The following is a 25,851-nucleotide window of genomic DNA, read 5'->3' as shown; positions in this document are numbered from 1 at the left end:
TCCGAGGTCACGGCGCGAGCAGCAGGCTGTCGCCGCGTTCCTTGGCGGCCGCGTAACGACGGGACACGTCCTGCCAGTTGACGACGGCCCACATGGCGTCGATGAAGTCCACCTTCTGGTTCTTGTACTGCAGGTAGAAGGCGTGCTCCCAGGCGTCGAAGACCAGGATCGGGGTCGATCCCTGCCCGACGTTGCCCTGATGGTCGTAGACCTGCTCGACGATCAGGCGCCCGCTCAGCGGCTCGTAGGCGAGGACGCCCCAGCCGGAACCCTGGGTGGTCGCGGCGGCCTTGGTGAGCTGCGCCTTGAAGCCGGCGAAGGAGCCGAAGGACTCGGTGATCGCGTCCGCGAGGTCGCCCACGCCGTCCGCGGCCAGGGGTTCGCCGCCGCCGTCGCCCGTCATGTTGTGCCAGTAGATGCTGTGCAGGATGTGCCCGGAGAGGTGGAAGGCCAGGTTCTTCTCCAGGCCGTTGATCGACCCCCACGCCTCCTTGTCCCGCGCCTCCGCGAGCTGCTCCAGCGTGTCGTTCGCGCCCTTGACGTACGCCGCGTGGTGCTTGTCGTGGTGCAGCTCGACGATCTGGGGATTGATCACCGGTTCCAGCGCCGCGTAGTCGTAGGGAAGTTCCGGGAGCGAGTACACCGCCATGTCCAACATCCTCCGCCATAATTGCAATCAATGTGCAGTTGCACGCTAACAGCAAGAGAAGAACCAGTGCAGGAGGGTTCCCGATGGGGTCGACGGTCGTGTTGGGAATCGAGTAGGGAACGCGCGCCGTGAACTGCCCGTGGGCGACGGGGCCGCCTCGCTCCAGGAGGCCGTCGCCGACGTGCTGACCCGCACGGCGGTCGCCGCCTGCGTCGAGCACGGCGTGGACACGCTGGTGATCGTCGGCGGCGTGGCCGCGAACGCGCGGGTGCGGTCGCTCGCCGAGGAACGCTGTCGCGCGGCCGGCGTCGAACTGCGGATGCCGCCGCCGTGGTTGTGCACGGACAACGGCGCCATGATCGCCGCCGTCGGCGACCCCCTCGTGCGCGCCGGGGCAGCACCCGCCCCGCTCGACGTGTCCGTCGACCCGTCGGCGCCCCTGGAGTACGCCACCCTGCATCCCGCCGGGGCCGCGGGCCCCGCCGATCGGGCCCGCCTGACGGCCCACCGCGGACCCGCCGGGCGGGAAGCACCGCTTCCGTCGCGCCGTCGGGCGGGCCGCGCGAAGGTCACCGCCCGCTCGACACCCCGTAGTACTGCAGGTCCTGCACGGTCGCCGTCCGGCGGGCGGGATAGCGGGTCGTGACGGCCGCCGCGGTGTCGCCCGCCCGGCGGGCGACGACCTGGGTGCGGCCCGGACTCAGAGGCAGGGCATGGGCGTTCACCCCGACGGGAGCCTGATAGGCGTGGGGCACGGAGCCCACGCGGGCGGTCACGGAGGCCGGCGCGGTCAGGAAGGTGAGCAGTTCCACCTGGTCACGCGGGACCGCGGTCCCCGCTCGGGGTCGCATCAGCCGGGCCTGCTGCACTCCACCGCCCCCGGTGAACTGGACCCGGGAGGTCACGTACACGGTGTCGCGCACGATCCTCGGCCAGGCGCCGGTCTTGAAGCGCGTGAGGTAGTACGAGGAGATGTCCAGGTACGTGTGGCCGTTGTGCAGCGAGGGCGCGAACTGGCTTCCCTCGGAGTAGTCGTTCCAGGTGGTGAGCTGCACCCAGTCCGCGCCGTCGGAGATCGCGTGGTTCCAGGTCGACCGCAGGGTGGCGGTGTTGCCGGCCTCGTCGTAGACACCCTGGTTGGGCCGGGCGTCCTGCACGGAGACGGCCTGCATCCACTTCTTGCCGAGCGAGTGGGCGAGGCGCACGTCGCCGGGGACGTTGTCCTGGCGGGCGTAACTGCGGTTTCCCCAGGAGGAGAAGGCGTGGCTGATGGGCGCGAAGCGTTCGGCGTTGGCCCGGAAGTTCAGGAAGACGGGGACGAGCGCGGTGCCGATGCCGTGTTGGCGCAGTCGCGCGGTGACCTGGTTCCACCAGGCGGGCTCCTGGGCCTCGGCCTTGAACGGGGAGACCACGAGACGTCCGTCGGCCAGCCGGTACGCGGCGGGTGACGCGGCCATCCGGGCCAACTGGTCGGCGAGTGTGCGCGGATCGGTGTGCAGCGAGGTCATGTCCGGCATCAGCACGATCCGGAAACCGGGGTCGACGCGGTGCGCCGCGCGCAGCAGCAGGTCGACCCGCTCACGGTTGGGGCCGGTCAGGGAGAGGAGGTCGACGGTGAAGCCGTCGAGCCCGGCGTCCCGGGCGGTCCTCACCTCCCGCTCCAGGTTGGCGAGTTGCCAGTTCCCGGCGGACGGGGTCACGGGTTCGGGCCGGTCGCGCAGCAGTCCGCCGTAGGCCGCGTGCTTGCCCTGTTCGCCCTGGGGCGTCAGGTAGTTGCGGGTGTAGTAGTCCCGGGACGCGGGCTGGTTGTCCAGCGAGAGCGGGTACGGCGTGAAGTAGTGCGCGAAGACGAGGTGGGGACTGGCCCGCAGCACGTCGGCGGAGGGCCGGTCGAAGGGCAGCGCCGTGGCGTTCGCCCGCTCCGCGGAGGGCGTCCCGTCCTGCCGGTCGAGGGCCAGTCCCGTGCCGGCGACGATCCCGATGAGGAGCAGGCCGAAGACGGCTCCGAGCGCGGTGCGCCGCCGCCTTCCAGGCGGCCTCCGGTGCTGGCGCTGTGGACGTGCGGGCTGATCCGTCATGGGTGTCCTCCGCGGACGCCGATGGGCCACCGGTGGCGAACTCTACTGCACGGGAGGCCTGTTGGGTGACGGAAAGTCACCCAAGAGGCAACCGTGTGTGATCATCGGCGTCGGGTCAGGACGTCGTGGCGCCGAGCCTGTCGACGTCGTGGGACTGGAGGTAGACGTCGAGGGCGTCCTCGCGCATCGCCCGCCACAGGTCGGATCCGTTGGTCTGGTCGAGCAGGACCACCGACTGTCCCGAGATGGTGCCGGTCCCCTTGGCGGGGGCGTTCATGAAGACCATGTTGCCGGGGCGGACCTTCTTGTTGTCCCAGAGCAGGTCCCGCAGGTCGCCGTCGCCGAGCCGGTCGTCGACGCTCACCGCGGCGGTGAGGTCGTCCAGCACCTCGCCCGCCTTGACCGGGTTCTTGAAGGTGGACGGCTGCATGACCTTCGACAACAGCGTGCGCAGGAAGTACTGCTGACGGTGCGTCCGGTCGAAGTCGCCCCGCGCGAGGTGGTGCCGCTCCCGCACGTAGGTCAGTGCCTGCGTGCCGTTCATGTGGCGGCTCGCGCCGTCCACGACGAGGTTCACGCCGCCCACGGAGTCGGTGAGTTTCTTGAATCCGTCCCAGTCGATGACCGCGAGATGGTCGACGCGCACCTTGGTGAGCCGCTGGACGGTGTCGATGAGGAGCGGCGGTCCGCCCCAGGAGAAGGAGGCGTTGAGCTTCGCCTTGCCGTGTCCGGGTATGTCCACCCACGCGTCACGCGGCAGCGAGACGACGTACGCCCCGGAGTGGTCGGCCGGGAGGTGGACCAGCATCATCGTGTCGCTGCGCTGGGCGCCGTACTTCCACTCGGGAGCCTTGGCGTCACGGCCGGTGGTCGGCAGGTCGGAGCGGCTGTCGACGCCGACGAGCAGGAACGTCTGCCCGCCGTCGGAAGCGGCCGGCTGGGCCGCGGCGGGGACCTTCGGGAAGACCCCGGAGATGCGGTCGACCTTTCCGGTGTAGTGGTCGACGGCCCACCAGGCGACGCCGCCCATCAGCAACAGGGCCACCGCGAACAGCACGAGCGCCCCGAGGAGCACCCGCCGCGTGCGGCTCATGCGACGCCGCGGAGGCACCGCGGGGGCGTCGGCCCCCTTCGTCGGAGGGTCTTCCGCGCGACCGCCCTCGTTCACCCGGTCGAATACATCCGGTCCCGATCCGCCCAACTCGCGATCCCGGCCCGCCCCTGCGTCCCGGCCCGTCACACCGGCCTCGGCCGTGTTCCTGTCCCCCACCACGTTCTCCCCGCCTCACCCCGGTACGGCCCCTTCCGCACCGGGCGCACACTGTAGCCAGCTGTAGCCAGCACTTTCTATGATCGTACGAATTTCCGGAAGTCCTGCGCCGCGCAAGATCAACGGGTGGACCCGGGGCGCGATTTCGTACAGCTCGGCACTTCTCGGTGACGTTCACGTAAACGCTCACATGCGTACACAAGTTTGCCGTACTGTTCACCATCGTGCCGCATGTTCGACGAATAGGTGTTCGCGACATCCGGCGACTCGTGCAGCTGAATGTGCCTGGGGGGGTACATGTGGGATGTTCAGGCCACTGAATCCGAGAGATCACGCAAAGCGCGCTCACGGGCGCGCTCTTCACTTTGGATGGGACGCAAGTCCCGTTGGTATCTTCCGGCGTCGCTGATCACCGATCTCGTCGGCGCGGGCGTACCGGTCACCGTCATGTTCTCCACCGCGCGCCAGCCGTGGCCCGTGCCGAGCGGCATCGTCGCCGGACTCGCGTGGGCGGGCGTCCAGTTGTTCCGTTCGCGGTACGCGGCACGGAGCATCGGCGAGAGCCGGGGCACCCTGCCCGTGCTCCACGACTGGTTCATCCTGCTGGGCGTGCTCGCGGTGGTGCATGCCTCGGCCGGGATCCGGCTGCGGGCACCGCTGTGCCTGCTGGCGCTGCTGCCGGCGCTGCTGCTGACCCTGCTGTGCCACAAGGCGGTTCACCGCCATCTCGCCGCCGTGCGCAGAAACGCCCAGGCCGTGATCAAGGTTCTGGTGGTGGGCGAGCCGGTCGCGGCGAACGGCGTCACCGCGCATCTCGCCTCGCGCACCGACCACCCGTACGTGGCGGTCGGTGCCGTCCCGGTGGGCTCGGGTCCGTTCGACTCGGGGATCAGGACCGTGGAGCGGCTCGCCGCCACCGCGCCGGAAGCCCCGGCGGAGGACGCCAACCTCGTGATCAGCGCGGTGCACCGGCTCGGCGCCGACCTGGTGCTGGTCGTACCCGGCGCCGCGACCTCCGGGGAGCGGCTGCGGCGGCTGTCCTGGGGACTGCACGACGCCGGCATCGAACTGTTCGTCGCTCCCGGTCTGGTGGAGGTCTCCGTCAAGCGCCTGGAGACCGGCTCGGCCGGCGGGATGTCGCTGCTGCGCGTCGCTCCTCCGGTACGGGAGGGCATGCAGCCGCTGCTCAAGGGGCTCCTGGACCGGAGCATCGCCCTGCTGGGGCTGCTCGCGCTGACCCCCGTACTCCTGCTGGTCGGGCTCGCGGTGAAACTGTCCTCACGGGGTCCGGTCCTCTATCTGCACGAGCGCATCGGCCGGTCCGGCCGCTCCTTCGTGATGTGGAAGTTCCGCACCATGCGGGTCGGTTCCGACCGGCTGAAGGCCGAACTGGCCGAGGAGAACGAGAACGACGGGCTGATGTTCAAGATGCGCCGGGACCCGCGGGTCACCCGGGTCGGCCACTGGCTGCGGCGCACCTCGCTGGACGAACTGCCCCAGCTCGTCAACGTCCTCAAGGGTGACATGTCCCTGGTGGGTCCGCGTCCGCCGCTCGCGGACGAGGTGGCGCACTACACCCCGGTCGAGTGGCGGCGGCTGAGCGTACGGCCGGGCATGACCGGGCTGTGGCAGATCAGCGGCCGCTCGGACCTCTCGTGGGACGAAACGGTTCAGCTGGATCTGAGCTATGTCGACAACTGGTCCTTCACCAGTGATGTCGACGTCATGGCCCGCACGTTCCGCGCCGTCGTCGACGGCCGCGGGGCGTACTGAGAGGGCCGCCCGTGAGAGCACAGTTCCCCGGCGCGCGGTGCGCGCCGGGGTCCGGCGACCCGTCGGGCCCGTCAGCCGTCGAGACCGCCGCGCCAGTGGGCGTACGTGGCGGCGATGCCGTCGCGCAGCGGGATCGCCGGCTTCCAGCCGAGGTCCGCGAGCCGGGAGATGTCGAGCAGCTTGCGCGGTGTGCCGTCGGGGCGGGTGGTGTCCCAGCCGATCCGTCCGGTGAAGCCGGTCACCTCGGCGACCGTCGCGGCCAGTTCGCGGATGGTGAGGTCGTTGCCGCAGCCGACGTTCACCGGCTCGTCGCCGTCGTAGGAGCGCAGCAGCAGGGCGCAGGCGGCGGCGAGATCGTCGACGTGGAGGAACTCCCGGCGCGGGGAGCCGCTGCCCCACAGGGTGACCTCCTCACGCCCCTCGGCCGCGGCGTCGTGGAAGCGGCGGATCAGCGCGGGCAGGACGTGGGAGGTCTCCAGGTCGAAGTTGTCGCCGGGTCCGTAGAGATTGGTCGGCATGGCGCTGATGTAGGACGCGCCGTACTGACGCCGGTAGGACTGCACCTGGACGATGCCCGCGATCTTCGCGAGGGCGTAGGCCTCGTTGGTGGGTTCCAGCGGTCCGGTCAGCAGGGCGTCCTCGCTGATCGGCTGGGGGGCGTGCTTGGGGTAGATGCACGACGACCCCAGGAAGAGCAGCCGGCCCACGCCGGCGGCGTGGGAACCGGCTATCACGCTCAGCTGGATCCGGAGGTTCTCCTCCAGGAACTGCACCGGCTGGGTGCTGTTGGCCATGATCCCGCCGACCTTCGCGGCGGCGAGCACCACGGCGTCGGGGCGCAGGTCGGTCAGTTCGGCCGCGGTGCGCGCGGCGTCGCGCAGGTCCAGTTCGGCGCGGGTACGGGTGAGCACCTCGTGCCCGTCGGCGGCGAGCCGGCGGGCCACGGCGGAGCCCACCAGGCCACGGTGGCCGGCGACGAAGACACGGGCGCGTTCGGGCAGGAGCGATGCGGTCATATGCCGGATCATGCCAGGCGCCGCGGGGCCGGATCGCCCGGATCGGCAACTCTGCCGAAATTTCCTGTAGTTCATGACATGCGACCCGCGACCCGCGGGCGCACGGACCGGACCGGCCCGCTGGGCGGATCCGGCAGGGAGGGGAACACCGCATGACCAAGACCGCGCTGATCACCGGCGTGACCGGGCAGGACGGCTCGTACCTGGCGGAGCTTCTGCTGGCGAAGGGATACCGGGTCCACGGCCTGGTGAGGCGGTCGTCCAGCTTCAACACCGAGCGGATCGACCACATCTACCAGGGCCCCCAGGAGGCCGAGCGGAACTTCGTGCTGCACCACGCCGACCTCTCCGACGGCGTGGCGCTGGTGAACCTGCTGCGCGAGATACAGCCGGACGAGGTGTACAACCTCGGCGCGCAGTCGCATGTGCGGGTCTCGTTCGACGCGCCGCTCTACACCGGTGACGTGACCGGCCTGGGCCCGCTGCGGCTGCTGGAGGCCATCCGGGCGAGCGGGGTCGAGACCCGCATCTATCAGGCCTCGTCCTCGGAGATGTTCGGCTCGACGCCGCCCCCGCAGAACGAGGACACCCCCTTCCACCCGCGCAGCCCGTACGGCGCCGCGAAGGTCTTCGGGTACTGGACCACGGTCAACTACCGTGAGGCGTACGGGATGTTCGCGGTCAACGGCATCCTGTTCAACCACGAGTCCCCGCGCCGCGGCGAGACCTTCGTGACCCGGAAGATCACCCGCGCCGTCGCCCGCATCAAGGCAGGCCTCCAGGACCGTCTCTACCTCGGCAACCTCGACGCGGTGCGCGACTGGGGCTACGCGCCCGAGTACGTCGAGGCGATGTGGCGGATGCTGCAGCACGACGAGGCGACCGACTACGTGGTCGCCACCGGAGTCCCCGCCACGGTGCGGCAGTTCGTGGAGACGGCGTTCGCCCACGCCGAGCTCGACTGGAACGAGCACGTGCGCTACGACCCCAAGTACGAGCGTCCCAGCGAGGTCGACGCGCTGATCGGTGACGCGTCCAAGGCCCAGGAACTGCTGGGCTGGAAGCCGACCGTCCTGGTCGACGAGCTGGCGCGGATCATGGTCGACGCCGATGTGCAGCAGGTGGAGAGGGAGCTCGCGGGCGCCGTCGTGCGCATCGACCGCTGACGCGGGCCACCTGCGGAGGAAGCCGGCCACCTGTGAAAAGGGGGCCGTGCGTGTCTGGTGGGCTTCGGGAGAGTCACGGAAACGCCGTGAACACCTTGAAATTTCCTACCAGATGAGTCAAGTGCGTTCCATGACGTGTCATGTACTCGTATGGTTCGCGAGCAAACAGTTCACGCGGCCCGTGCGGATCAGGGGAAACACCGCCGGGCACGCCGAGGCAATGGGTCCGCAAGCGGGCCCGGAAGCCGGGGGGTTCATGCACAGATCCAGAGGGCTCAGCGCCGCCCTTGTCCTTTCCACAGCGGCAGGCCTGGGCCTGGTGGCCATGCCGCAACCGGCCGCAGCGCTCACCGCGCCGGTCGCCTTCACCGCCGACGACCTGCCGACGTGGCAGACCAACGGCATCGTGTGGGCGCTGGCGGAGGCCGGCGGCACCGTGTTCGCCGGCGGCACCTTCTCGCAGGTGCGTCCGCCCGAGGGGGGCAGCGGCACGGCGCAGAACGCGGTGAACTTCGTCGCGCTGAACGCGGCGACCGGCAACCCGACGTCCTGCAACCTGTCCTTCACGATCGGGAGCGGCAGCGCGACGGTCCGTGCGCTCGCCGTCTCGCCGGACAAGAAGACGCTGTACGCGGGCGGTTACTTCGGGGCGGTCAACGGCACGCCGGTCAGCAGCCTCGCCGCGATCGACATCGCCACCTGCACGCCCAAGGCGAACTTCCACCCGAGCGTCTCCGCCACCGTGCGGACACTCGCGGTCACCAACGACACCGTGTACCTGGGTGGCGACTTCACCTCGGTCGGCGGTGCCGCGCACGCGCGGTACGCGGCGGTCGACGCCACCAGCGGCGCCGTCAAGCCGTTCCAGGCCGACGTCGACGAGCCCGGCCGGGCCGTCGCGGTCACCCCGGACGGCAGCAACGTGATCCTGGGCGGTGACTTCTTCACCGTCAACGGCGCCAACTCGCACGCCCTGGCCGTCGTCGACTCCGCCACGGGCGCCAACGTCCGCACCTACCCGGGATTCATCGAGAACAACTCGGTGGTCAAGGCGCTCGACACGGACGCCACCGGCTTCTACACCGGCAACGAGGGCACCGGCGGCGGCGTCTTCGACGGCCGTATCGCGCTGGACCTGTCCACGCTGAACCAGCGCTGGCGCGACACCTGCCTGGGCGCCACCCAGGCCGTCAAGTCGTACCAGGCCGTCGTGTACAGCGCCTCGCACGCGCACGACTGCTCCAGCGTCGGGGAGTACCCCGACGGGCGCCGTCACCACCTGCTCGCGGAGCCGACCTCCGGCACCAACAAGCTGGGCTGGTTCCCGGACACCAACGACGGTCTCGGCGAGGGCATCGGCCCGCGCGCCATGGCGATATCCGAGACCTCGAACAACAAGTACATGTGGGTCGGCGGCGAGTTCACCACCGTCAACGGCTCGGCGGCCCAGGGTCTGACGCGCTTCGCGGCGACGCCGGACGTCGGCGCGCCGACGGTGCCCTCGGTCAGCGCCGAGTCGGTCAAGCCGACCGAGGCGCACGTCCGCTGGCGGGCCAGCCTCGACACGGACGACACCAAGCTGACGTACAAGGTGTACCGCAACGGCGGTTCCACGCCGGTGTACACGGTCGACGGCGACTCCGTGGAGTGGTCGCGCCCGCAGCTGTCGTTCACCGACACCACCGTCACGGCCGGTTCCACCTACAGCTACCGGGTGACCGCGACGGACGGTGCGGGCAACGCCTCCGCGCTGTCCTCCACGGCCACGGTGACGGTGCCGACCTCGGCGCAGAAGTACGCGGCGAAGGTGCTCGACGACGGTGCCAACCTGTACTGGCGCTACGACGAGTCGGCCACTCCGTTCGTCGGTGACACCTCGTCCGGCGACCAGAGCGGCATCCACGTCAACGGGCCGTCGCTGCGCCAGACTCCGGCGGCCGTGACCGGTCCGTCCACCGCCATCGGGTTCAACGGCTCGGACCAGATCGTGTACAGCGACAAGCGCACCACGGTGCCGAGTCAGTACTCGATCGAGACCTGGTTCAAGACGACCACGACCAGTGGCGGCAAGCTCGTCGGGTTCGGTGACAACACCACGCGGGCCAGCGGTAATTACGACAAGCACGTCTACATGCGCAACGACGGCCGGCTGGTCTACGGCGTGTGGACGGGCTCGGCCCGCACCATCACCTCGTCCAACGGCTACAACGACGGCTCCTGGCACCACGTCGTCGCCACCCAGGGTTCCTCCGGGATGGCGCTGTACGTGGACGGCAGCCAGGTCGGCACGCTCGCCGAGTCCAACAGCCAGGCCTACAGCGGCTACTGGCACGTCGGCGGCGACAACCTCAACGGGTGGCCGAACCAGCCCTCCAGCAACTACTTCAACGGACAGATCGACGAGACCGCGATCTACCCGTCGGTGCTGAGCGCGGTCCAGGTGCAGAGCCACTACACCCTGGCCTCGGCCCCGGCCGACAGCGTGCAGACCGTCCGCGCCACGGACGACACGTACGTCAACGCCGGTGCCGCGAGCACCAACTACGGCACCTCCACCTCGCTGGCGGTACGCGGCAGCGCGGCGTACGAGACGTACCTGCGCTTCGCCCTGCCGGCGGCGCCGGCCGGAACCGTGCTCAAGAGCGCGCGGCTCGCGGTGAAGACGACCACGCTGAGCACCGCGGGCAGCACGGACGACATCGCCGTACGACCGGTGACCGGGAGCTGGACCGCGGCGGGTACCACGTACACGTCACGGCCCGCCGTCTCCTCGACCTCGGTCGGCACCCTCACCGGGGCCACCGACCTGTCGACGGTCTACTCGGCGACGCTCGACACCTCGGCGCTCTCCCCCGCTCTGGGGGGCAGCTACGACCTGGCGCTCACGAGCACCGGGACGGACGCGCTGTGGGTGTGGTCCAGTGAGGCGTCGGCCGCGGAGAACACCCCGCAGCTGGTGCTGACCTTCGGGGCGCCGTAACCCTCACGGCGTCCCCGTGGTCGGGGTGCCGGGCCGTGTGCCCGGCACCCCGACCACCCCACCTGGGCCCGCACCTGCGTGTGCGGGCCCGCCTTCATACCCGGCCCGAGCGGGCCGCAGGAGCCACCATGCACACTCGTACTCTCCGGTCCCTCCGGCGCGGTGCCGCCGCCGGCGCCCTCGTCGCGCTCCTCGCGCTCTCGGGCTGCAGCTCGGACGGCGGTTCCGACGCGGCGGCGAAGCCGACGCGGAGCATCTCCGACGACCAGGCGGCCGGCGTCCCGGACGACCAGGCGAGCCCGGCTCCCGAGGAGTCGTCGAGCCCCTCCAAGGGGCCGGTCCTGCCCGACGCGAAGCTCACCCCGGTGACGGGTTCCTTCACCGCCAAGGAGAAGAAGTACCTGCACGGCCGGGTGCCGAAGAACATGGACCCCGCCGCCGTCCTCCAGGTGGGCCAGGAGACCTGTCAGCGCGTCGAGCGCACCGCGGCCCACGACAAGGACGCCGCCATCGGCGCGCTCATCGCCGGGGACCTGCCGTCCGCCGACGACGCGATCGGCCAGCTGTGCCCGAAGCAGAAGCCGCTGCTGGACCAGGCCGCGACCGGCTTCGCCGACGGCACCCGCAAGAAGCCGGCGCCGGGCACCTATCGCGCGCTGACCAGTGCGAAGGGCTGCACCTGGAAGGCCCTGGGCGCGGGCGACAAGGTGCTGGCCTCGGGCCCGGGCCCGGACGCCCCGAAGAAGATCACCGCGAAGATCCCGGCCGGGACCGCCACGTTCGTCTCCTCGGGCTGCTACGCCTGGCTCCCCGCCTAGCCGGGGTCGCCGTTCGGACCGGCGCGTTGTGCGCACCGGTCCGAACGAGGGGACGACGTCGCCTCTAGGCCCGCTCGTACACGTCGAGAAGCGTGCCGAGGACCGCGTCCATGGCGAACGTCTCGGCGGTGAGCTTGCGGGCCGCCGCCGACGCGGTGCGCCGGGCGTCCGGGGCGAGCACTTCCAGCACCGCCGGGGCGATGCCGTCGGGTCCCGTGACCACCCGGCCGGCCCCGGCCCGGTCCACGTCGCGGGCCAGGCCGTTGGAGTCGGTCACCACGACCGGTGTGCCCACGGCCATCGACTCCAGGACCGACATCGGGAACGGCTCGTCCACCGACGGCAGCACGTACACATGCGCCCTGCGCAGTTCCTCGGTCATACGGGCCCCGTCGAGGGGTCCCGGGCAGCTCACCCGCGCCGCGAGTCCGAGCTCGTCGATCCGCCGTCGCACGGCGGCGAGTTCCCCCTCGTCGGGTCCCGCCACGACGACCGTCGCCTCAGGGTGCCGGGCCAGGATCGCGGGCGCCGCGTCCACCAGGTCGACGGGGCGTTTACGGGCCTGGAGCCGGGCCGCGTACAGGATGCGCGGCGGTCCTTCGGGGGCCGGGCCCTCGGGCTGCGCGGGCACGCCGTTGACCAGGCGGACGGCGCGGGCGAGGCCCGTCCCGCCCACCACGGCCTCCAGGTCCCGCAGTTCACGGGTGGTGAGGTGCAGGACGGCGGTCGCGCCGCGCAGTACCCGCCGCACCGCGACCGCGTCGAGAAGGCGCGCCGAGCGCCGCCCGCTCGGGTCGACCATGCCGTGCGTCTGGAGGACGAGCGGCTTCCCCGCGCGCAGCGCGGCGAGCGCCACCGGCAGGGTCACCAGGTCGCGCGCCAGATGCACGTGGACGACGTCGGCCTGCCGTACGAGACGGTGGGCGCCGGCGAGGAGGGAGGGCGAGGTCAGGCCGCTGAACCCGAGCGGCAGGATCCTGCGCGCCTGGTGGAGGCGGGCGGGCACGCCCTCCACCTCCTCGGGCAGGGGTCGTTCGAAGCCGTCGGCGAGGGCGGTGAGCCGGGCGTCGTGCCCGCGTTCGCGCAGCCCCTTGCAGAGGTTGAGGGCGACCCGGACGGGACCGCCGAAGGCGTGGGTGGGGCTGTGCAGGGTGACCGCGTGCAGCACTCTCACGCCGGCTCCTCGACGGGTCGGCGCCGGTTGTCGGCGGTGTGCAGGGTCAGCTCGGGCAGATCGGTGTGGAGCACCGCTCCGGCACCGACGACGGCGCAGCGGCCGACCTTCACCCCGGCGAGGACGGTGGCACGGGCCGCGACCCAGGCGCCGTCGTCGACGGTGATCGGCGCGTTGCGGTACCGGAAATCGGCGGCGCGGTGGTCATGGCTGCCCGTGCACAGCAGTGCCTCCTGCGACACGCACACATGGGCGCCGAGGGTGACGGGCTCCAGGTTGAGGATCCACGCCCCCTCGCCGATCCAGGTGTGGTCGCCGACCGTGAGCTTCCACGGCCACAGCACACGCACCCGGTGACGGATGAGCACCCCCGTGCCGATCTGGGCGCCGAAGGCGCGCAGCAGGGCCGTCCTGACCCGGGCCGGGGTGAACCACGCCATGAAGACCGTGTTCATCACCGCGAACCAGAGCGCCTGGACGAGTATCCCGCGCCCCTTGTCGTATCCGGCCAGTGTGAAGGCCGGGAGATCACGCATCGAACCATTCCCCCCAACAGCGTCTCCCCGGACGCTACTTCGCCACACTCTAGTAGCTGACCGTTCACCGCAGGCCAGGGCTCGTTAGACTGCGCCGGGGATCTCTTTCGGGGCGGGGGCGCCATGACGCAGCAGATGGACCGGGGCACGACCAGCACGCCCGGGTCACCGGAGCGGGGCTGGCAGGCGGCGGTGCCGCCCTTCCGGCCGCGGACGCTCCTCTCCCGCGCGCTGTCGGTTCCCCTCGTCCTCGGCTTCTCGGTGTTCCTGCCGCTGCTCGTCCTGGTCCAGCCCGGCACCGGTCTGCACGACTCGGCGCTGTGGCTCCAGCTGGCGCTCACCATGTACGCGGGCATCCGGCTCTCCACGATGATCCTCTCCAACCGGCGCAAACTGCTCGCGGGTTCGTTCTGGCTGTTCGTCTACATGGCGATGGGTGTCGCGCCGCTCGCGCAGGCCGTCCTCGGCCGCACACCGACCCCGGTGGTGGGCGCGCGCACCGATCTGACGGAGGCCGTCGCCCTCGTCCTGATCGGCTGTGTCGCCTTCGACATCGGCACCCTGCTGGCGCGCCAGCGGCCCGAGCGGAAGCGGGAGGACAAGCTGCGTCCGGCGCTCGTGCACCGGCGCCGGCTGTACCTGCTGACCGTGATCGCCTTCTTCGGCTCGGCGCTCCTCGTCGTCAAGCTGGGCGGCCCCGCGGTGTTCTTCACCAGCCGCCAGGAGATCATCAGCAGCGTCCAGGAGGCCGGGCTCTCCCAGGCGGACTCGCAGGCCGGACAGGCCATCGTGCGAGGCTTCGGCACCGTGCCCGCGCTCATCGCCTGGCTCGCGTACACACGCTGGCTGGTGACCTCGCGACGGGCGCGGCGCTCCGTGGTGATCATCGCGGTCTGGGGCGCGCTGGCCGCCCTGAACGCGGTGGTCAACAACCCGATCTCCAACCCGCGTTTCTGGTTCCTCACGGTGCTCTTCTCGCTGCTGTTCACGGTTTTCCCGGTGAGCGCGGCCTTCTACCGGATCGCGCTCAGCCTGGGCGTCATCGTGGCGCTGGTCGTCTTCCCGTTCGCGGACCGCTTCCGCTACGACGACGCCAACTACCGCCCGGTGCAGACCACGTCGCCCCTGGAGCCGCTGGCCCTCAAGGACTACGACCAGGTCGGCATGTTCGCCAACACCATCACGTACGTCCGGTCCGGCAGCGGCCACACCTTCGGCCGTCAGATGGCCGGCTCGGTGCTGTTCGCGGTCCCCCGCTCGATCTGGCCCGACAAGCCGATGGACACCGGGGTCATGGTCGGCCAGTGGATGGGCGCGACCAACACGAACCTCTCGTCGCCGGTGTGGGCCGAGCTGTGGATCGACTTCGGTCCGGTCGGCATGGTGGCGGGGTTCGTGGCGCTCGGCTACGCGGCGGCGCGGGTCGACCGGCGCTATGCCCGCCGCGCGGTGCGCAGTGCCCGGCCGGGCAGCCTGATCGCCCTGGCCGTCCCCCTGGTCGCCGGCTACTCCTTCATCCTGCTGAGAGGCCCGCTGCTCCAGGCGTCGGGCCGGGTGGCCATCGCGGCGTTCTGCATCGCTCTGATCACCACGTTCCGCCAGGACCGGGCGACGGGACTGCGCTGACCCCGGCATCCGGACCGGGGCGCGCCCTACCCTGGTTCTCAGCCCGCCGGGACCGCCGGCACCGCCGTGGCCGGGGCCGGTTCCTCCGCCCGTAGGCGCGCGACCCGGGTCCAGGCGGCGACCGCCTTGAGGGCGGAGCCCGCGGCCAGACCCCAGGCCGCTCCGAGCGCCGAACCGGTCAGCGCGTATCCGGCGAGCATGAAGACGACCGAGAGCAGCGAGAACACCACCTGGACCGACAGGGTGGCGCGCGGGCTGAGCACGCGCAGGGTCACCAAGGCACAGGTGCCGAGGCCCATCACCGCGTACTGGGCACCGGAGGCGGGCAGCAGCGCCGCGGCCGACTGCCAGGTGGCGCCGAGGAGTTGGCGCCCCACGTGGTCGGGAAGGGCGTAGAGGACGAGCCCCCAGGCGAGCCCGACGACGCTGAGGACGAGACCGAGCAGCGCGGCGGCGCGGGTGGTGGCCCGCCGGCCGCCCAGCCGGTTCAGCAGGGGCGGTCCGAAGGCGTTGACGGAGTTGAACAGGACGTTGAGCGGCCCGAAGAGCGTGGTGGCGCCGCGCAGGGCGCCGACCGCCAGCGGGGCGGCGAACAGGCCGAGGCCCAGCACCGCGAGCTGGCTGGAGGCGTTGCCCACGGCGAACTCCACGACGAAGCGCTGGCCGAGGTGACCCCGGCGCACGTAGGGCCGCAGGTCGGCCCGGGCTCCGCGCACATGGGGCCACAGCAGTCGCAGGCCGAGCAGCAGCGCCGGGACGGCCGACACGCCCCACACCGCGACGAGCAGGCCGGGAGCGGCGTGCCGGGGCTGGAGCAGCAGCGCGGGGACCACGCACACCAGGCGCAGGGTGTCGGCGGCCAGGGCCAGGCCGGGGCGCCGCAGGGTGGAGAACGCGTACCGGAGTCCGTCCTGCACCAGGACCAGCGGCAGGACGAGCCCGAGGGCGAGGAAGGCTCCGCCCGGACCGGCCCAGCCACCGGTGACGGCGCCGGTGACCGCGCCGACGGCGGCGAGCAGCACACCGACGACGGTCGACGCGAGGGAGGTGAAGGCGATCGCGGACCGGCACGCGGCACCGGTGGTGGCGGTGTCGCCCCGGGTGAGGACGACGGCCTGGCCGACGTACGCCATGTTGAGGCCGAGCAGCACCGTGAAGGTGAGGTACACCATCGAGAAGGTCGCGAAGCCGTGGGTGGTGGAGACGCGGGCGGCGATCACCAGCACGGCGATGTTGGTGAGGCTGGACGCCGCCTGGTCGAGCACCGAGGCGAGCGCGGCCGCCGACCGCCGCGGGGTACGCGGCGGGCCGGCTGGCTTCTCGGACGGCTGCGGTTCCTCCGGGGCGGTCACCGGTCCCCCGAGCGGACGGTGCGCAGCGCGATGGTCTCGCTGCCGTCGCCGTCGAAGTGCCGCTCGGGTTCGGGGGTGTTGGGGGGCTCGGGGGTCCTGGCCGGCTGGCTCTTGGGCGCCCGGCGGCCACTGCCGCGGCGCGCGACGGGTGTCCGGACCCGCTTGGAGTCGGTGTGCGTGACCGCGCCGAGGACGGTGCCGCCCGCTCCGACGATCAGCTCGCGGATGCGCATCAGGTCGGCGCGGTGCACGGTCCGCGGGTCGCAGACGATGAGGACGCCGTCGACGCGGTCGACCAGCGCGAGGGCGTCGGCATAGGCGAGGACGGGTGGCGCCACGACCACGACGGTGGCGTCCGGGTCGTCGGCCTCGGCGATCAGCCGGGTGGTCCGGGCGGAGGTCAGCGCGCGCGGTACGTTGCGCACGCGTTCGCCGGGGACGAGCCCGAAGGCGCCCGACTCCCCGGCGTCGACCAGGAGTTGACCGCGGCTGGGCCACTCGCCCTCGGCCTGCTCGCCGGTACGGCTCCAGCGGGGGCGGGAGGCCGAGGTCACGTCGAGCCGCTCGGAGAGCGACGGGGTGCGCAGGTCGGCCTCGACCAGCAGGACGTTCTTGCCGGTCTCGGCGAAGGAGGCGGCGAGGTTGACCGCGACGGCGACGCTCGACTCCATGGAGCCGCGCGGGGCGACGACGAGCAGCCGGCGCCGGTCGGCGAACCGCTCGTCGTAGGCGAGGCGGAAGGCGATCGAGCGGTACTCCTCGGCGGCCCGGGAGTCGGTGTGACCGACCACCAGGGTGCCCGCGGAACCGCGGGGCAGCGCGCCGAGGACGGGTCCGCGGACGGCACGCGCGACGTCGCCGGCCGAACGCGGCGCGGGGTCGAAGACGAGCCGCACCCACGCGCCGAGCAGGCCGAGACCGACGCCGACGAGGCCGCCGAGGCCGAGCGACAGCGGCAGTCCGGGCCCGTCGGACGAGGAGGGGACCGTGGCGTTGCGGATCACGTTGCCGGGCGTCATGTCGAGCGCCTTCAGGCTGGTGATCTTGGAGCGGAGGTCGGTGATGCGGTTGAGCAGGTTGGCCTGCACCGCGTAGGCGGAGTCCGCGGCGGATCCGTCGGGGAGCTGCTTGATCTGCCGGGCGAGCTCGTCGTTCTGCTTGGCGACCGGGTTGAGCTGGTCCTGAAGACTCTTGAGCATCGAGTCGCGGACGGACTCCCACTGGTCCTTGCGCATGTCGATGTACGACGCGGTGAGGGCGTTGGCGCGGCGCGCCGCTTCCTTCGGGTCGGACGCGTTGTACGTGAAGTGCAGCACGAGGGTCTGCGGCGGGTTGGTGACCTGGAGCCCGTGCTGGAGCTGGTCCACGTCGTCCGCGCTCATCTTGAGCTGCTTCGCGGCGCCCTGCGCGACGGAGCGGCTGAGGGCGGTCTGCCGTTCGGACCCCATGTTGAGCGCCTTGTCGCTGGAGAGCGTCGGCGCGAAGGGGTCGCTGGTGGGGGCGCGGAGCACGATGTCGGTGGTGGCGGCGTAGCTGTCGGCGCCGGTGACGCCGAGCCAGGCTCCGGACAGCAGTCCGATGCCGACACCGCCGCCTATCAGCCACCGGTAGCGCAGCAGTTGGCGGAACTGCTCGCGCAACTGCTCCGGCTCATCCTCTCCCCGGACGGGAACGTGTGTCTCGTTCACCTTCCAAGTCCCCCCATTGCCTCGTCGATCAGCGCGTCGATGCGCGCGAGACCCGCCTCCCGTGACAGATGGGCCGCTACATGGCGCGGACCCGCCGCGCCCAACTCGTCCGCCATCTTCGGATCTTCGGCGAGTCTACGCACCGCTGACAAGAACTGATCAGGATTCTCCGGTTCCACAAGCATTCCGGCACCGGATCGCAGCACTTCGCGGGCCGTGCCGCCCTCGGCGGCGACCGAGGCGACCACCGGCCGGCCGGCGGCGAAGTAGGAGGTGAGCTTGGACGGGACGCTCATGTCGAGCACGGAGGCCCGCTGGGTGACGGCGAGGACGTCCGCGGCGGCGAGGACGTCGGGGAAGTCGGCGTCGTCCACCGAGGGCAGGAACTCCAGGTTGGGCAGTCCCTGGGCCAGTGCGGCGAGGTGCTCGCGCTGGTTGCCGTCGCCCATCAGGACGATCCGGGTGTCCGGGTCGCGGCGGGCGGCGTCCACCAGCACCTCCAGACCCTGCTTGAGACCCATGTTCCCGGAGTGCAGGACCACGGTCTGCTCCGGCCGCCAGCCGAGCCGTTCGCGGGTACGGTCGCGCGGCGCCGAAGGGGCCTGTATGTGCGACCAGTTGGGCACCAGGCGTATGCGGCCGGGGTCCACCCCCATGGCCCGCACCCGCTCGACGAACGTCTCGTGGATGACGCCGACCAGCGTGGCGCGTCGCAGCACCCACGACTCGGCGCGCTCGGCCAGCTCGGCGGCGCGGCCGCCGCCCTGGATGCCGGACTGGGCGGCGGCCGCCCCCATGAGGTCCTGCACGACCGGGACGAACGGTGCCCGGTTCCGGGCGGCGACGCGGGCGCCGAGCACGCCTCCGGCGAGGCTGGGCAGTTGGGCGAGCACGGCGTCGAGACGGCCGGTGCGGGGTGGCGCGACCATGCCGTGGGCGAGTATCGAGCTCTCGAACAGCGCCCTGCGCAGGGCGCTCTGGCGCGGCGGGACGCTGTGCCGCCTGCGGTGCACGGTGACGCCGGCCCGCTGCTCGGTGGCCCGCCACACCTTGCGGTAGGCGGGATCGAGGCTCCAGGACGGATAGTGCGGCAGCCCGGCGAGGACATGGGTGTCGTGGCCGCGGCTCGCCCAGTGCTCGGCGATGCCGGTGGCGTACGGGCCGATGCCCGTGTGTTCGGGCGCGTAGTTGGTGGACACCAGGAGCAACCGGCGCCCGGAGGACCCCGCTTCGCCCTCCTTGGCCCTGCGCCCGCCGATGTCCGGCTCGTTGGTGCGCTGCACCGGTACGGACCCCGCCGGACCGGCGACCCCCGTACCGCTCCGGTCACGACGCTCGTCATGGGTATGTGTCACGCGACGAAACCTTCCCCCCGGCCGCCACTGCGGCCTCCCCTGTGTGTCTGCGTCCCACGGGACCCCCCGGTCCCCGCTCCGGTCGAAAGTGACCCAGGACGCACCCTAATTGTTCACCCTCCCTGCACCATGCATGAACGCTATCGTCAAAGTCCGCGCATCCCCCGGAAAGGGGTGCGCTCTGGGGGCCAAAAACGAACAAGGGGGGCACTTGTGCCATCGAGCAAGCCGTACCGCGTGGGCTACGCACCGGGCGCCTACGATCTCTTCCACATAGGGCACTTGAACATCCTGCGCCACGCACGTGCCCAGTGCGACTACCTGGTGGCCGGCGTCGTCTCGGACGAGATGGCCGAGCACGCCAAGGGCAGGCTTCCGATGATCCCGCTGGTGGAGCGGCTGGAGATCGTCCGCAGCATCAAGCACGTGGACGCCGCCTTCGTGGAGACCGTGCCGGACAAGCTGGAGACGTGGAAGCAGGTCCGCTTCGACGTCATCTTCAAGGGCGACGACTGGCGGGACACCCCGAAGGGTGAGCGGCTGGAGAAGGACTTCGCCACCGTGGGGGTGGACGTCGTCTACTTCCCGTACACCGTGCACACGTCGAGCACCCAGCTGCGGCGCGCCATCGACGCCCTGGACGGGACGCGGTTCAACGACGAACTGCGGACAGCTCCCGGAACCACTTGGTGAGGAACGCGGCCAGGAAGAGCACGGCGGCGACGGCGAGGAGGCTGTAGGCCCACCGGAAGGCGCTGCCGCCGCCGAGCAGCAGGAACACCAGGCAGAACACCCCGTGGTCGACCGGGAGCAGGGCCACCGCGCGCACCGTGGAGGGCTCGGGGGCCCGGTCGCCCGGGGCGGCCTTGGGCTTGAGCTTCTCGGTGAGCAGTCCGCCGAAGAACGTGACGACGGCGGCGAGCTGGAAGCCGAGCGGCACGAGCAGCCAGGCGTCGGCCCCGGTTCCGAAGTGGCCGGGGTCGCGGTAGAAGGCGATCAGCACGGCGGTGTGCAGTGCGGTGATCTTGGCGCAGTCGACCACGTGGTCGAGCCATTCACCGGCCGCGCTGCCGCCGCCGCGCAGCCGGGCGAGCTGCCCGTCGGCCGAGTCGAAGGCGAAGCCCACGGCCAGCCCGAGCCACACCAGGAGTCCCGCGGCCCAGGTGGGCGCGGCGAGCGCGGCCGTCGCGACCGCGGCGAAACTGAACGTCGCGCTGATCAGCGTGACGTGGTTGGGCGTCAGCCCGAGCCGGTAGGCCCCGGCCGCGAGATACCGGCCCACCGGCCGGTTCACGAACCGCGAATACAGCGATACGCCCTTGGCGCTCTTCTGCGCGGACTTCAGCCGTATCAGCGCGGACGTCGTCGTAGTGCTCATGGATCCCCCCGGACCTCATCACGCACGGCCTCCCCGGCCGCTCCCCTGATCCACATCATCACAGCAGTCGACGGGCGATGGCGAACGATCGAAAAACTGACCGGAAACGAAACGCGTCGGAAAACTGACGGAAGGTGACGGAAGCCCCACCCCTTTCCCGCCCTTCCCCGGAGCTTCCCCGACAAAAGTGGCGGGGCGTCGTCGGCGGGCGTGGAATGGAAGACGTGGGGCCGCAAACGTGGAGGCGTCGTGGGTGTTGCACCGCTGACCGAGATCCTCTCCGGACCGTTCGCCGAGCGCTACGCCGTACCGGCCATCAACGTCTTCAACGACCTGACGATGGAGGCCGTACTGGCCGCGGCGGTGGAGCAGCGGTCGCCCCTGATCGTGCAGACCTCCGTCAAGACGGTGAAGTCGATCGGCAGCGACGTTCTGTATGCGATGTGGACCGCCATGACCGCCGGCATCGAGGTCCCGGTCGCCCTGCACCTCGATCACTGTCCGGAGCGGGAGGTCATCACGGAGTGTCTGCGACGGGGCTGGAACTCGGTGCTCTTCGACGCCTCGAAGCTGCCGGTCGAGGAGAACATGCGGCAGACGGTCGAGGTGGTCGCGGAGGCCCGTGCGTACGGGGCGGCCGTCGAGGGTGAGATCGAGTCGATCACGGGCGTGGAGGACGGCGTCGGCAGCGACACCGCGGCGGAACAGCAGACGCTGGAGGTCGCCCTGGAGTTCCTGCGGACCACCGGCGTCGACGTCTTCGCGCCGGCGATCGGGAACGCCCACGGGTCGTACAAGCAGGCTCCGGTGCTCGACGCCCAGCGGGTCTCCGACATCGTGGCGGCGCATCCGGTGCCGATCGCGCTGCACGGCGGGAGCGGGCTGTCCGACGAGCAGTTCCACGACCTGATCTCCCGGGGCTGCGCGAAGGTCAACATCTCCACCGCCCTCAAGGAGAAGTTCATGAAGTCGAGCCTCGCCTTCCTGGAGACGGCGGCGGAGCGGCAGAAGTGGGACCCGCCCTCGCTGTTCAGGTCCGTGCGCCAGGACGTCATCGACATGACCGGTTCGCTGATGACCCTGTTCGGCAGCGCCGGCCGGGCGGGATGACACCGTGTCCGCGCTGGTCTACGACTGCGACGGCGTCCTCGCCGACACCGAGCGCTACGGACATCTGCCCGCGTTCAACGCCACGTTCGAGGAGTTCGGGCTTCCGGTGCGGTGGAGCGACACGGACTACGCGGAGAAGGTGAAGGTCGGCGGCGGCAAGGAGCGGATGAAGACCCTGCTGACCCCCGGCTTCGTCGCCGCGGCCGGCCTGCCCACGGACCGGGACGCGCTGGACGAGGAAGTCGCCCGCTGGCACCGGCGCAAGACCGAGATCTACACCGGGATCATCCGCAGCGGAGCCATTCCGCCCCGCCCGGGGGTGCGGCGGATCGCCGAGGCGGCGCACGCGGCGGGCTGGACCCTGGCGGTCGCCTCCACCTCTGCCGAGGCGTCCGTCCGCAGCGTGCTCGAACTCGCGATGGGCACCGAACTGGCCGCCCGGTTCTCGGTGTTCGCCGGTGACGTGGTCCAGCGCAAGAAGCCGGCACCGGACATCTACGCGTTCGCCGTGCGCCGGCTCGGCCTCGACCCGGCGGCCGTCGTCGCGATCGAGGACAGCCGCAACGGCATGCTCGCCGCGCTCGGCGCCGGTCTCGCCTGCGCCGTCACGACCAGCGCGTACACCGCCGAGGAGGATTTCGCGGGTGCCTCCCTCGTGGTCACCTCGCTCGGCGACCCGCCGCCGGAGGAGACCGTGACCCGGGTGCTGAACGATCCTCTCGGGGTGCACCCGGGACCGTGGGTCGAGCTCGCGGACCTCGCGGTGCTGCTCACGGCCGGAGACGCCGCGGTCGCCGGGCACTCCGGTGCCCCTCTGCCCGACCCCCCTGGTTCGGCACCGCCCGCCCCGAGTTGACCGGGCACGGCGCACCCGGGCCGAGCCGGTGGTCCACGTGCCCGTGCGGGGCCCCTCCCCCGTCCCTCCCGTCGGAACCAACATCGCGCGCCGGTCAGGAGAGCCAGTCAGGAGAGTCATGACAACGCCAACGACATCCGCCGACGACCTCGCGTTCGTCGTCCGGACCATCGCCCGGACCGCGGTCGACAACGAGAAGGCCTTCGGGGACCTCGACGCCGTCGCGGGAGACGGGGACTTCGGCTTCTCGCTCGCCCGCGGCTTCGAGATCGTGCTCGCCGACTGGGACACGCTCGGCCCGGAGTCGCCGCCCGAGTTCCTGAAGAAGGTCGCCATGGTGATCTCCAAGCGGGTCGGCGGCACCTCGGGACCGCTGTGGGGCACCGCCTTCCTGCGGGCCGCCATGACCGTGAAGGACCGCGACGAGCTGGACGCGGCGGACGCGGTCGCCATGCTCCGGGCCGCCGCGGAGGGGATCAAGGCCCGCGGCAGGTCCGATCTCGGGGACAAGACGCTGCTGGACGCGCTCATCCCGATGACGGACGCGCTGGAGCGGCGGACGGCCGGGGGCGAACCACCCGCCTCGGCCGCGGAACTCGCCGCGCTGGCCGCCACCACGGCCCGTACCGCGGCGGACGCGACGACGCCGATGCGGGCGCGACGCGGCCGCCAGAGCTACACCGGCGAGCGCAGCATCGGCTCCCCGGATCCCGGCGCGGTGGCGGTCGCGGTGATGGCGGAGCGTGTCGCGGCCGAGTGGGAGGCACGCGACTGACCCTGGGCGGCACCGTCGCACGAACCGCCCCCGGCACCCCGGGCGACGAGATCACGAGGAGCACGGCATGAAGAAGTTCGTCAACGACCCGAAGGACTACGTCGCCGAGATGCTGGAGGGACTGGCGCTGGCCAACCCCGACACCCTCAGGTACGTCCCCGAGTACAACCTGATCATGCGCGCCGACGCCCCGCAGGACAACAAGGTCTCGATCGTGCAGGGCTCGGGATCCGGTCACGAGCCCGCGCACGTGATGACGGTCGGCAGGGGCATGCTCGACGCGGCCTGTCCGGGCGACGTGTTCGCGGCGCCGCCCGCCGACTTCGTCTACGAGACGGTCAAGCGGGTCGCCTCGCCCAAGGGTGTGCTGCTGCTGGTCAACAACTACACGGGCGACCGGATGGCCTTCGAGATGGCCGAGGAGCTGTCGCAGGCCGACGGCGTGACCGTGCGGACCCTGTTCATCGACGACGACGTGGCCGTGCAGGACTCGACGTACACGGTCGGCCGTCGCGGGGTGGCGGGCAACTTCTTCGTGATGAAGGCGGTCGGCGCGGCCGCCGAGCGGGGCGCCGACCTCGACGAGATCTACCGGATCGGCGAGAAGGTCAACTCCCTCACCCGCACGATGGGCATGGCACTCACCGCGTGCACGCCTCCGGCGAAGGGCTCGCCGCTCTTCGAACTCCCCGACGACGCGGTCGAGATGGGGGTGGGCATCCACGGTGAGCCGGGCCGCGAGCGGGAGAAGCTGCAGTCGGCGGACGCGATGGTCGGGGAGCTGGTCGACGCGGTGGTCGAGGACCTTCCCTTCGCCTCGGGCGACGCGGTGGCCCTGATGGCCAACGGCCTCGGCGGCACCCCGATCGGCGAGCTGTACCTGGTCTACGGACTGGCCCACAAGCAGCTCGCCGAACGCGGCATCGGCGTCTGGCGGAGCTACGTGGGCGAGTACTGCACGTCCCTCGACATGGCCGGCGCCTCGATCACCCTGGTCCGCCTGGACGACGAGATCAGGGAACTCCTGAGCGACCCGGCTGAGATCCCCATCCGGGTGTTCTGACACAATACCCACCCCTCGACGGCGGCCCGCGATCCGAGCCTCTCCCGCGGACGCGGGCGTGGGCCGGGACGGCCATCGGGACCGGGGCGGCCGGCCCCGGTGCCCGCCTCGTAGCATGGGCGCATGGTGGCCTTCGTACCGTCGTTCGTCTGCTTCTTCTTGTTCTGCGTAGGGGTGGTACGGGACCGCCGCCGGGTCGGCAACGCGGTCCTCCTCGGGCTCTCCGTCGTCTTCGCCGCGATCGCGCTCTTCCTGCACCTGGCCTCCGAGAAGGCCCAGTTGGGCCACGACCTCGGTGTCGCGCTGCTGACCCTGGCGGCTCTGGGTGTCGTCACGCTGGCCTGGTTCCTCATCGCCAACGGGATCACCATGGTGCGCAAGGAGGGCAGAAGCCCGGCGAACCTGCTGTCCCTGGGAGCGGGCGTCGCGCTGGTCGCCCTGCTCGCCCTGCTGGTCACGGCGCTGGTGCTGCACACGCACACGCTCCTGGTGGTGGCGGCGACAGCGGTGGCGCTCGCCGGGTACGTCGCCTTCATGTTCCTGTGCTTCCTCTTCTACGGCGCGCTGTACGGGCGTCTGCGCATCCGGCGCCGGGCGGACTACGTGGTGGTCCTCGGCTCGGGCCTGATCGGCGGCACCACCGTGCCCCCGCTGCTGGCCGGCCGCCTCGACCGCGCCCGCAAGGAGCACGCGCGGCTCTCACGGAGGGGGCGGCGACCGGTGCTGCTCACCTCCGGCGGACAGGGGCCCGACGAGAAGCTGCCGGAGTCGCACGCGATGGCCGACTACCTGGTCGCCCAGGGCTTCCCCGCCGACCTGATCGAGCGCGAGGACCGCTCGACGACCACGGACGAGAACCTGACGTTCAGCAAGGCCCTGATGGAGAAGGCGAATCCGGACTACCGCTGCGTGATCGTCACGAACAACTACCACGTCTTCCGCGCCGCGGTCACCGCCCGCCGCACCGGCGTCCGGGGCCACGTGATCGGCGCCCCGACGGCTTCGTACTTCTGGCCGAGCGCCATGATCCGCGAGTTCGTGGCACTCCTCGTCGCCTACCGCCGCACCAACGCGGCGATCTTCCTGCTCGTCCTGCTGAGCGGCCTGTTCATCTGGTGGCTGGGGTGGCCGTCGACGGGGGCGGTCGCCCTGGCGGGTCAGTAGCCGCACCGACGGGTCGAGGTGCCG

Annotated in this window: 21 protein-coding genes and 1 pseudogene; 12 read left to right on the top strand and 10 right to left on the bottom strand. The window is 71.3% G+C overall.

The genetic code is table 11. From position 1 onward, the window contains the following. Positions 1-7: 7 nt before the first annotated feature. On the bottom strand, positions 8-649 hold the full coding sequence (locus tag B0675_RS18270) for a superoxide dismutase (protein ID WP_081219883.1): 642 nt from the start codon (positions 647-649) through the stop codon (positions 8-10). Positions 650-782: 133 nt separating this feature from the next. On the opposite strand from B0675_RS18270, the pseudogene B0675_RS41990 reads away from it, so the two are divergent. Next, positions 783-1,112: pseudogene (locus tag B0675_RS41990) on the top strand (tRNA (adenosine(37)-N6)-threonylcarbamoyltransferase complex transferase subunit TsaD); the annotation flags it as partial. A gap of 106 nt (positions 1,113-1,218) precedes the next feature. Here the strand turns inward: B0675_RS41990 and B0675_RS18260 are convergent. Together B0675_RS18260 and B0675_RS18255 are read right to left on the bottom strand one after the other, a co-directional pair. Next, positions 1,219-2,727 carry a glycoside hydrolase family 71 protein gene (locus tag B0675_RS18260; RefSeq protein WP_081219882.1) on the bottom strand — a complete coding sequence of 503 codons (1,509 nt, stop codon included), beginning with the start codon at positions 2,725-2,727 and terminating at the stop codon, positions 1,219-1,221. A gap of 115 nt (positions 2,728-2,842) precedes the next feature. Further along, complete coding sequence (locus B0675_RS18255) at positions 2,843-3,820, bottom strand: LCP family protein (protein ID WP_107482661.1); 978 nt, start codon at positions 3,818-3,820, stop codon at positions 2,843-2,845. Positions 3,821-4,366: 546 nt separating this feature from the next. On the opposite strand from B0675_RS18255, the gene B0675_RS18250 reads away from it, so the two are divergent. Continuing rightward, a complete protein-coding gene (locus tag B0675_RS18250) occupies positions 4,367-5,770 on the top strand; it encodes an exopolysaccharide biosynthesis polyprenyl glycosylphosphotransferase (protein WP_107482660.1) in 1,404 nt (467 codons plus the stop codon). Positions 5,771-5,841: 71 nt separating this feature from the next. On the opposite strand, the gene B0675_RS18245 is transcribed toward B0675_RS18250, so the two are convergent. Next, a complete protein-coding gene (locus B0675_RS18245) occupies positions 5,842-6,786 on the bottom strand; it encodes a GDP-L-fucose synthase (protein ID WP_081219879.1) in 945 nt (314 codons plus the stop codon). Positions 6,787-6,938: 152 nt separating this feature from the next. Here B0675_RS18245 and gmd point away from each other — a divergent pair, with 152 nt between their 5' ends. The 3 genes from gmd to B0675_RS18230 all read left to right on the top strand — a co-directional run bounded on the left by gmd (position 6,939) and on the right by B0675_RS18230 (position 11,750). Beyond that, entirely contained in the window at positions 6,939-7,952 is a 1,014-nt protein-coding gene (gene gmd / locus B0675_RS18240) for a GDP-mannose 4,6-dehydratase (protein WP_081219878.1), read from the top strand. A 256-nt stretch (positions 7,953-8,208) separates the two neighbouring features. After that, positions 8,209-10,932: a LamG-like jellyroll fold domain-containing protein gene (locus tag B0675_RS18235; RefSeq protein ID WP_081219877.1), complete on the top strand. Its 2,724-nt coding sequence runs from the start codon at positions 8,209-8,211 to the stop codon at positions 10,930-10,932. Between the two features lie 128 nt (positions 10,933-11,060). Further along, entirely contained in the window at positions 11,061-11,750 is a 690-nt protein-coding gene (locus B0675_RS18230; RefSeq protein WP_081219876.1) for a hypothetical protein, read from the top strand. 64 nt (positions 11,751-11,814) lie between these two features. On the opposite strand, the gene B0675_RS18225 is transcribed toward B0675_RS18230, so the two are convergent. Then, complete coding sequence (locus B0675_RS18225; protein WP_081219875.1) at positions 11,815-12,924, bottom strand: glycosyltransferase; 1,110 nt, start codon at positions 12,922-12,924, stop codon at positions 11,815-11,817. Then, complete coding sequence (locus tag B0675_RS18220) at positions 12,921-13,460, bottom strand: WcaF family extracellular polysaccharide biosynthesis acetyltransferase (protein WP_081219874.1); 540 nt, start codon at positions 13,458-13,460, stop codon at positions 12,921-12,923. Before B0675_RS18220 ends, B0675_RS18225 begins: the two co-directional genes overlap by 4 nt. A 135-nt stretch (positions 13,461-13,595) precedes the next feature. On the opposite strand from B0675_RS18220, the gene B0675_RS18215 reads away from it, so the two are divergent. Next, entirely contained in the window at positions 13,596-15,086 is a 1,491-nt protein-coding gene (locus B0675_RS18215) for an O-antigen polymerase (protein ID WP_241539956.1), read from the top strand. 38 nt (positions 15,087-15,124) lie between these two features. Here B0675_RS18215 and B0675_RS18210 read toward each other — a convergent pair whose 3' ends face one another. Genes B0675_RS18210 through B0675_RS18200 form a run of 3 tightly spaced genes read right to left on the bottom strand, consistent with a single transcriptional unit; the run spans position 15,125 to position 19,328 of the window. After that, a complete protein-coding gene (locus B0675_RS18210; RefSeq protein WP_347109072.1) occupies positions 15,125-16,438 on the bottom strand; it encodes a hypothetical protein in 1,314 nt (437 codons plus the stop codon). After that, entirely contained in the window at positions 16,435-18,126 is a 1,692-nt protein-coding gene (locus B0675_RS18205; protein ID WP_081219873.1) for a lipopolysaccharide biosynthesis protein, read from the bottom strand. The genes B0675_RS18210 and B0675_RS18205 overlap by 4 nt, the downstream gene beginning before the upstream one ends. Then, entirely contained in the window at positions 18,123-19,328 is a 1,206-nt protein-coding gene (locus B0675_RS18200; protein WP_081221855.1) for a glycosyltransferase, read from the bottom strand. The genes B0675_RS18205 and B0675_RS18200 overlap by 4 nt, the downstream gene beginning before the upstream one ends. 366 nt (positions 19,329-19,694) lie before the next feature. Here B0675_RS18200 and B0675_RS18195 point away from each other — a divergent pair, with 366 nt between their 5' ends. Next, complete coding sequence (locus tag B0675_RS18195) at positions 19,695-20,174, top strand: adenylyltransferase/cytidyltransferase family protein (protein ID WP_241539808.1); 480 nt, start codon at positions 19,695-19,697, stop codon at positions 20,172-20,174. Here B0675_RS18195 and B0675_RS18190 read toward each other — a convergent pair. Then, complete coding sequence (locus tag B0675_RS18190) at positions 20,134-20,859, bottom strand: CDP-alcohol phosphatidyltransferase family protein (protein WP_081219871.1); 726 nt, start codon at positions 20,857-20,859, stop codon at positions 20,134-20,136. The two genes, B0675_RS18195 and B0675_RS18190, sit on opposite strands and share 41 nt — an antisense overlap. 249 nt (positions 20,860-21,108) lie before the next feature. Between B0675_RS18190 and B0675_RS18185 the strand changes: the two genes are divergently transcribed. The 5 genes from B0675_RS18185 (at position 21,109) to B0675_RS18165 (ending at position 25,827) form a co-directional block, all read left to right on the top strand. Further along, positions 21,109-21,969, top strand: coding sequence for a class II fructose-bisphosphate aldolase (locus B0675_RS18185; protein ID WP_081219870.1), 861 nt, complete (start codon positions 21,109-21,111; stop codon positions 21,967-21,969). A gap of 4 nt (positions 21,970-21,973) precedes the next feature. Further along, positions 21,974-22,825: an HAD-IA family hydrolase gene (locus tag B0675_RS18180; RefSeq protein WP_081219869.1), complete on the top strand. Its 852-nt coding sequence runs from the start codon at positions 21,974-21,976 to the stop codon at positions 22,823-22,825. Between the two features lie 118 nt (positions 22,826-22,943). Beyond that, complete coding sequence (gene dhaL / locus B0675_RS18175) at positions 22,944-23,600, top strand: dihydroxyacetone kinase subunit DhaL (protein ID WP_081219868.1); 657 nt, start codon at positions 22,944-22,946, stop codon at positions 23,598-23,600. 67 nt (positions 23,601-23,667) lie between these two features. After that, the gene (gene dhaK, locus B0675_RS18170) at positions 23,668-24,663 is read left to right on the top strand and encodes a dihydroxyacetone kinase subunit DhaK (protein ID WP_081219867.1); all 996 of its coding nucleotides are present in this window, start codon (positions 23,668-23,670) and stop codon (positions 24,661-24,663) included. Positions 24,664-24,786: 123 nt separating this feature from the next. Beyond that, positions 24,787-25,827 carry a YdcF family protein gene (locus tag B0675_RS18165; RefSeq protein WP_081219866.1) on the top strand — a complete coding sequence of 347 codons (1,041 nt, stop codon included), beginning with the start codon at positions 24,787-24,789 and terminating at the stop codon, positions 25,825-25,827. Positions 25,828-25,851 lie beyond the last annotated feature (24 nt).

The organism is Streptomyces sp. M41(2017), assembly GCF_002078175.1.
GTDB lineage: Bacteria > Actinomycetota > Actinomycetes > Streptomycetales > Streptomycetaceae > Streptomyces.
This window is presented reverse-complemented; position numbering and strand designations above follow the sequence as displayed.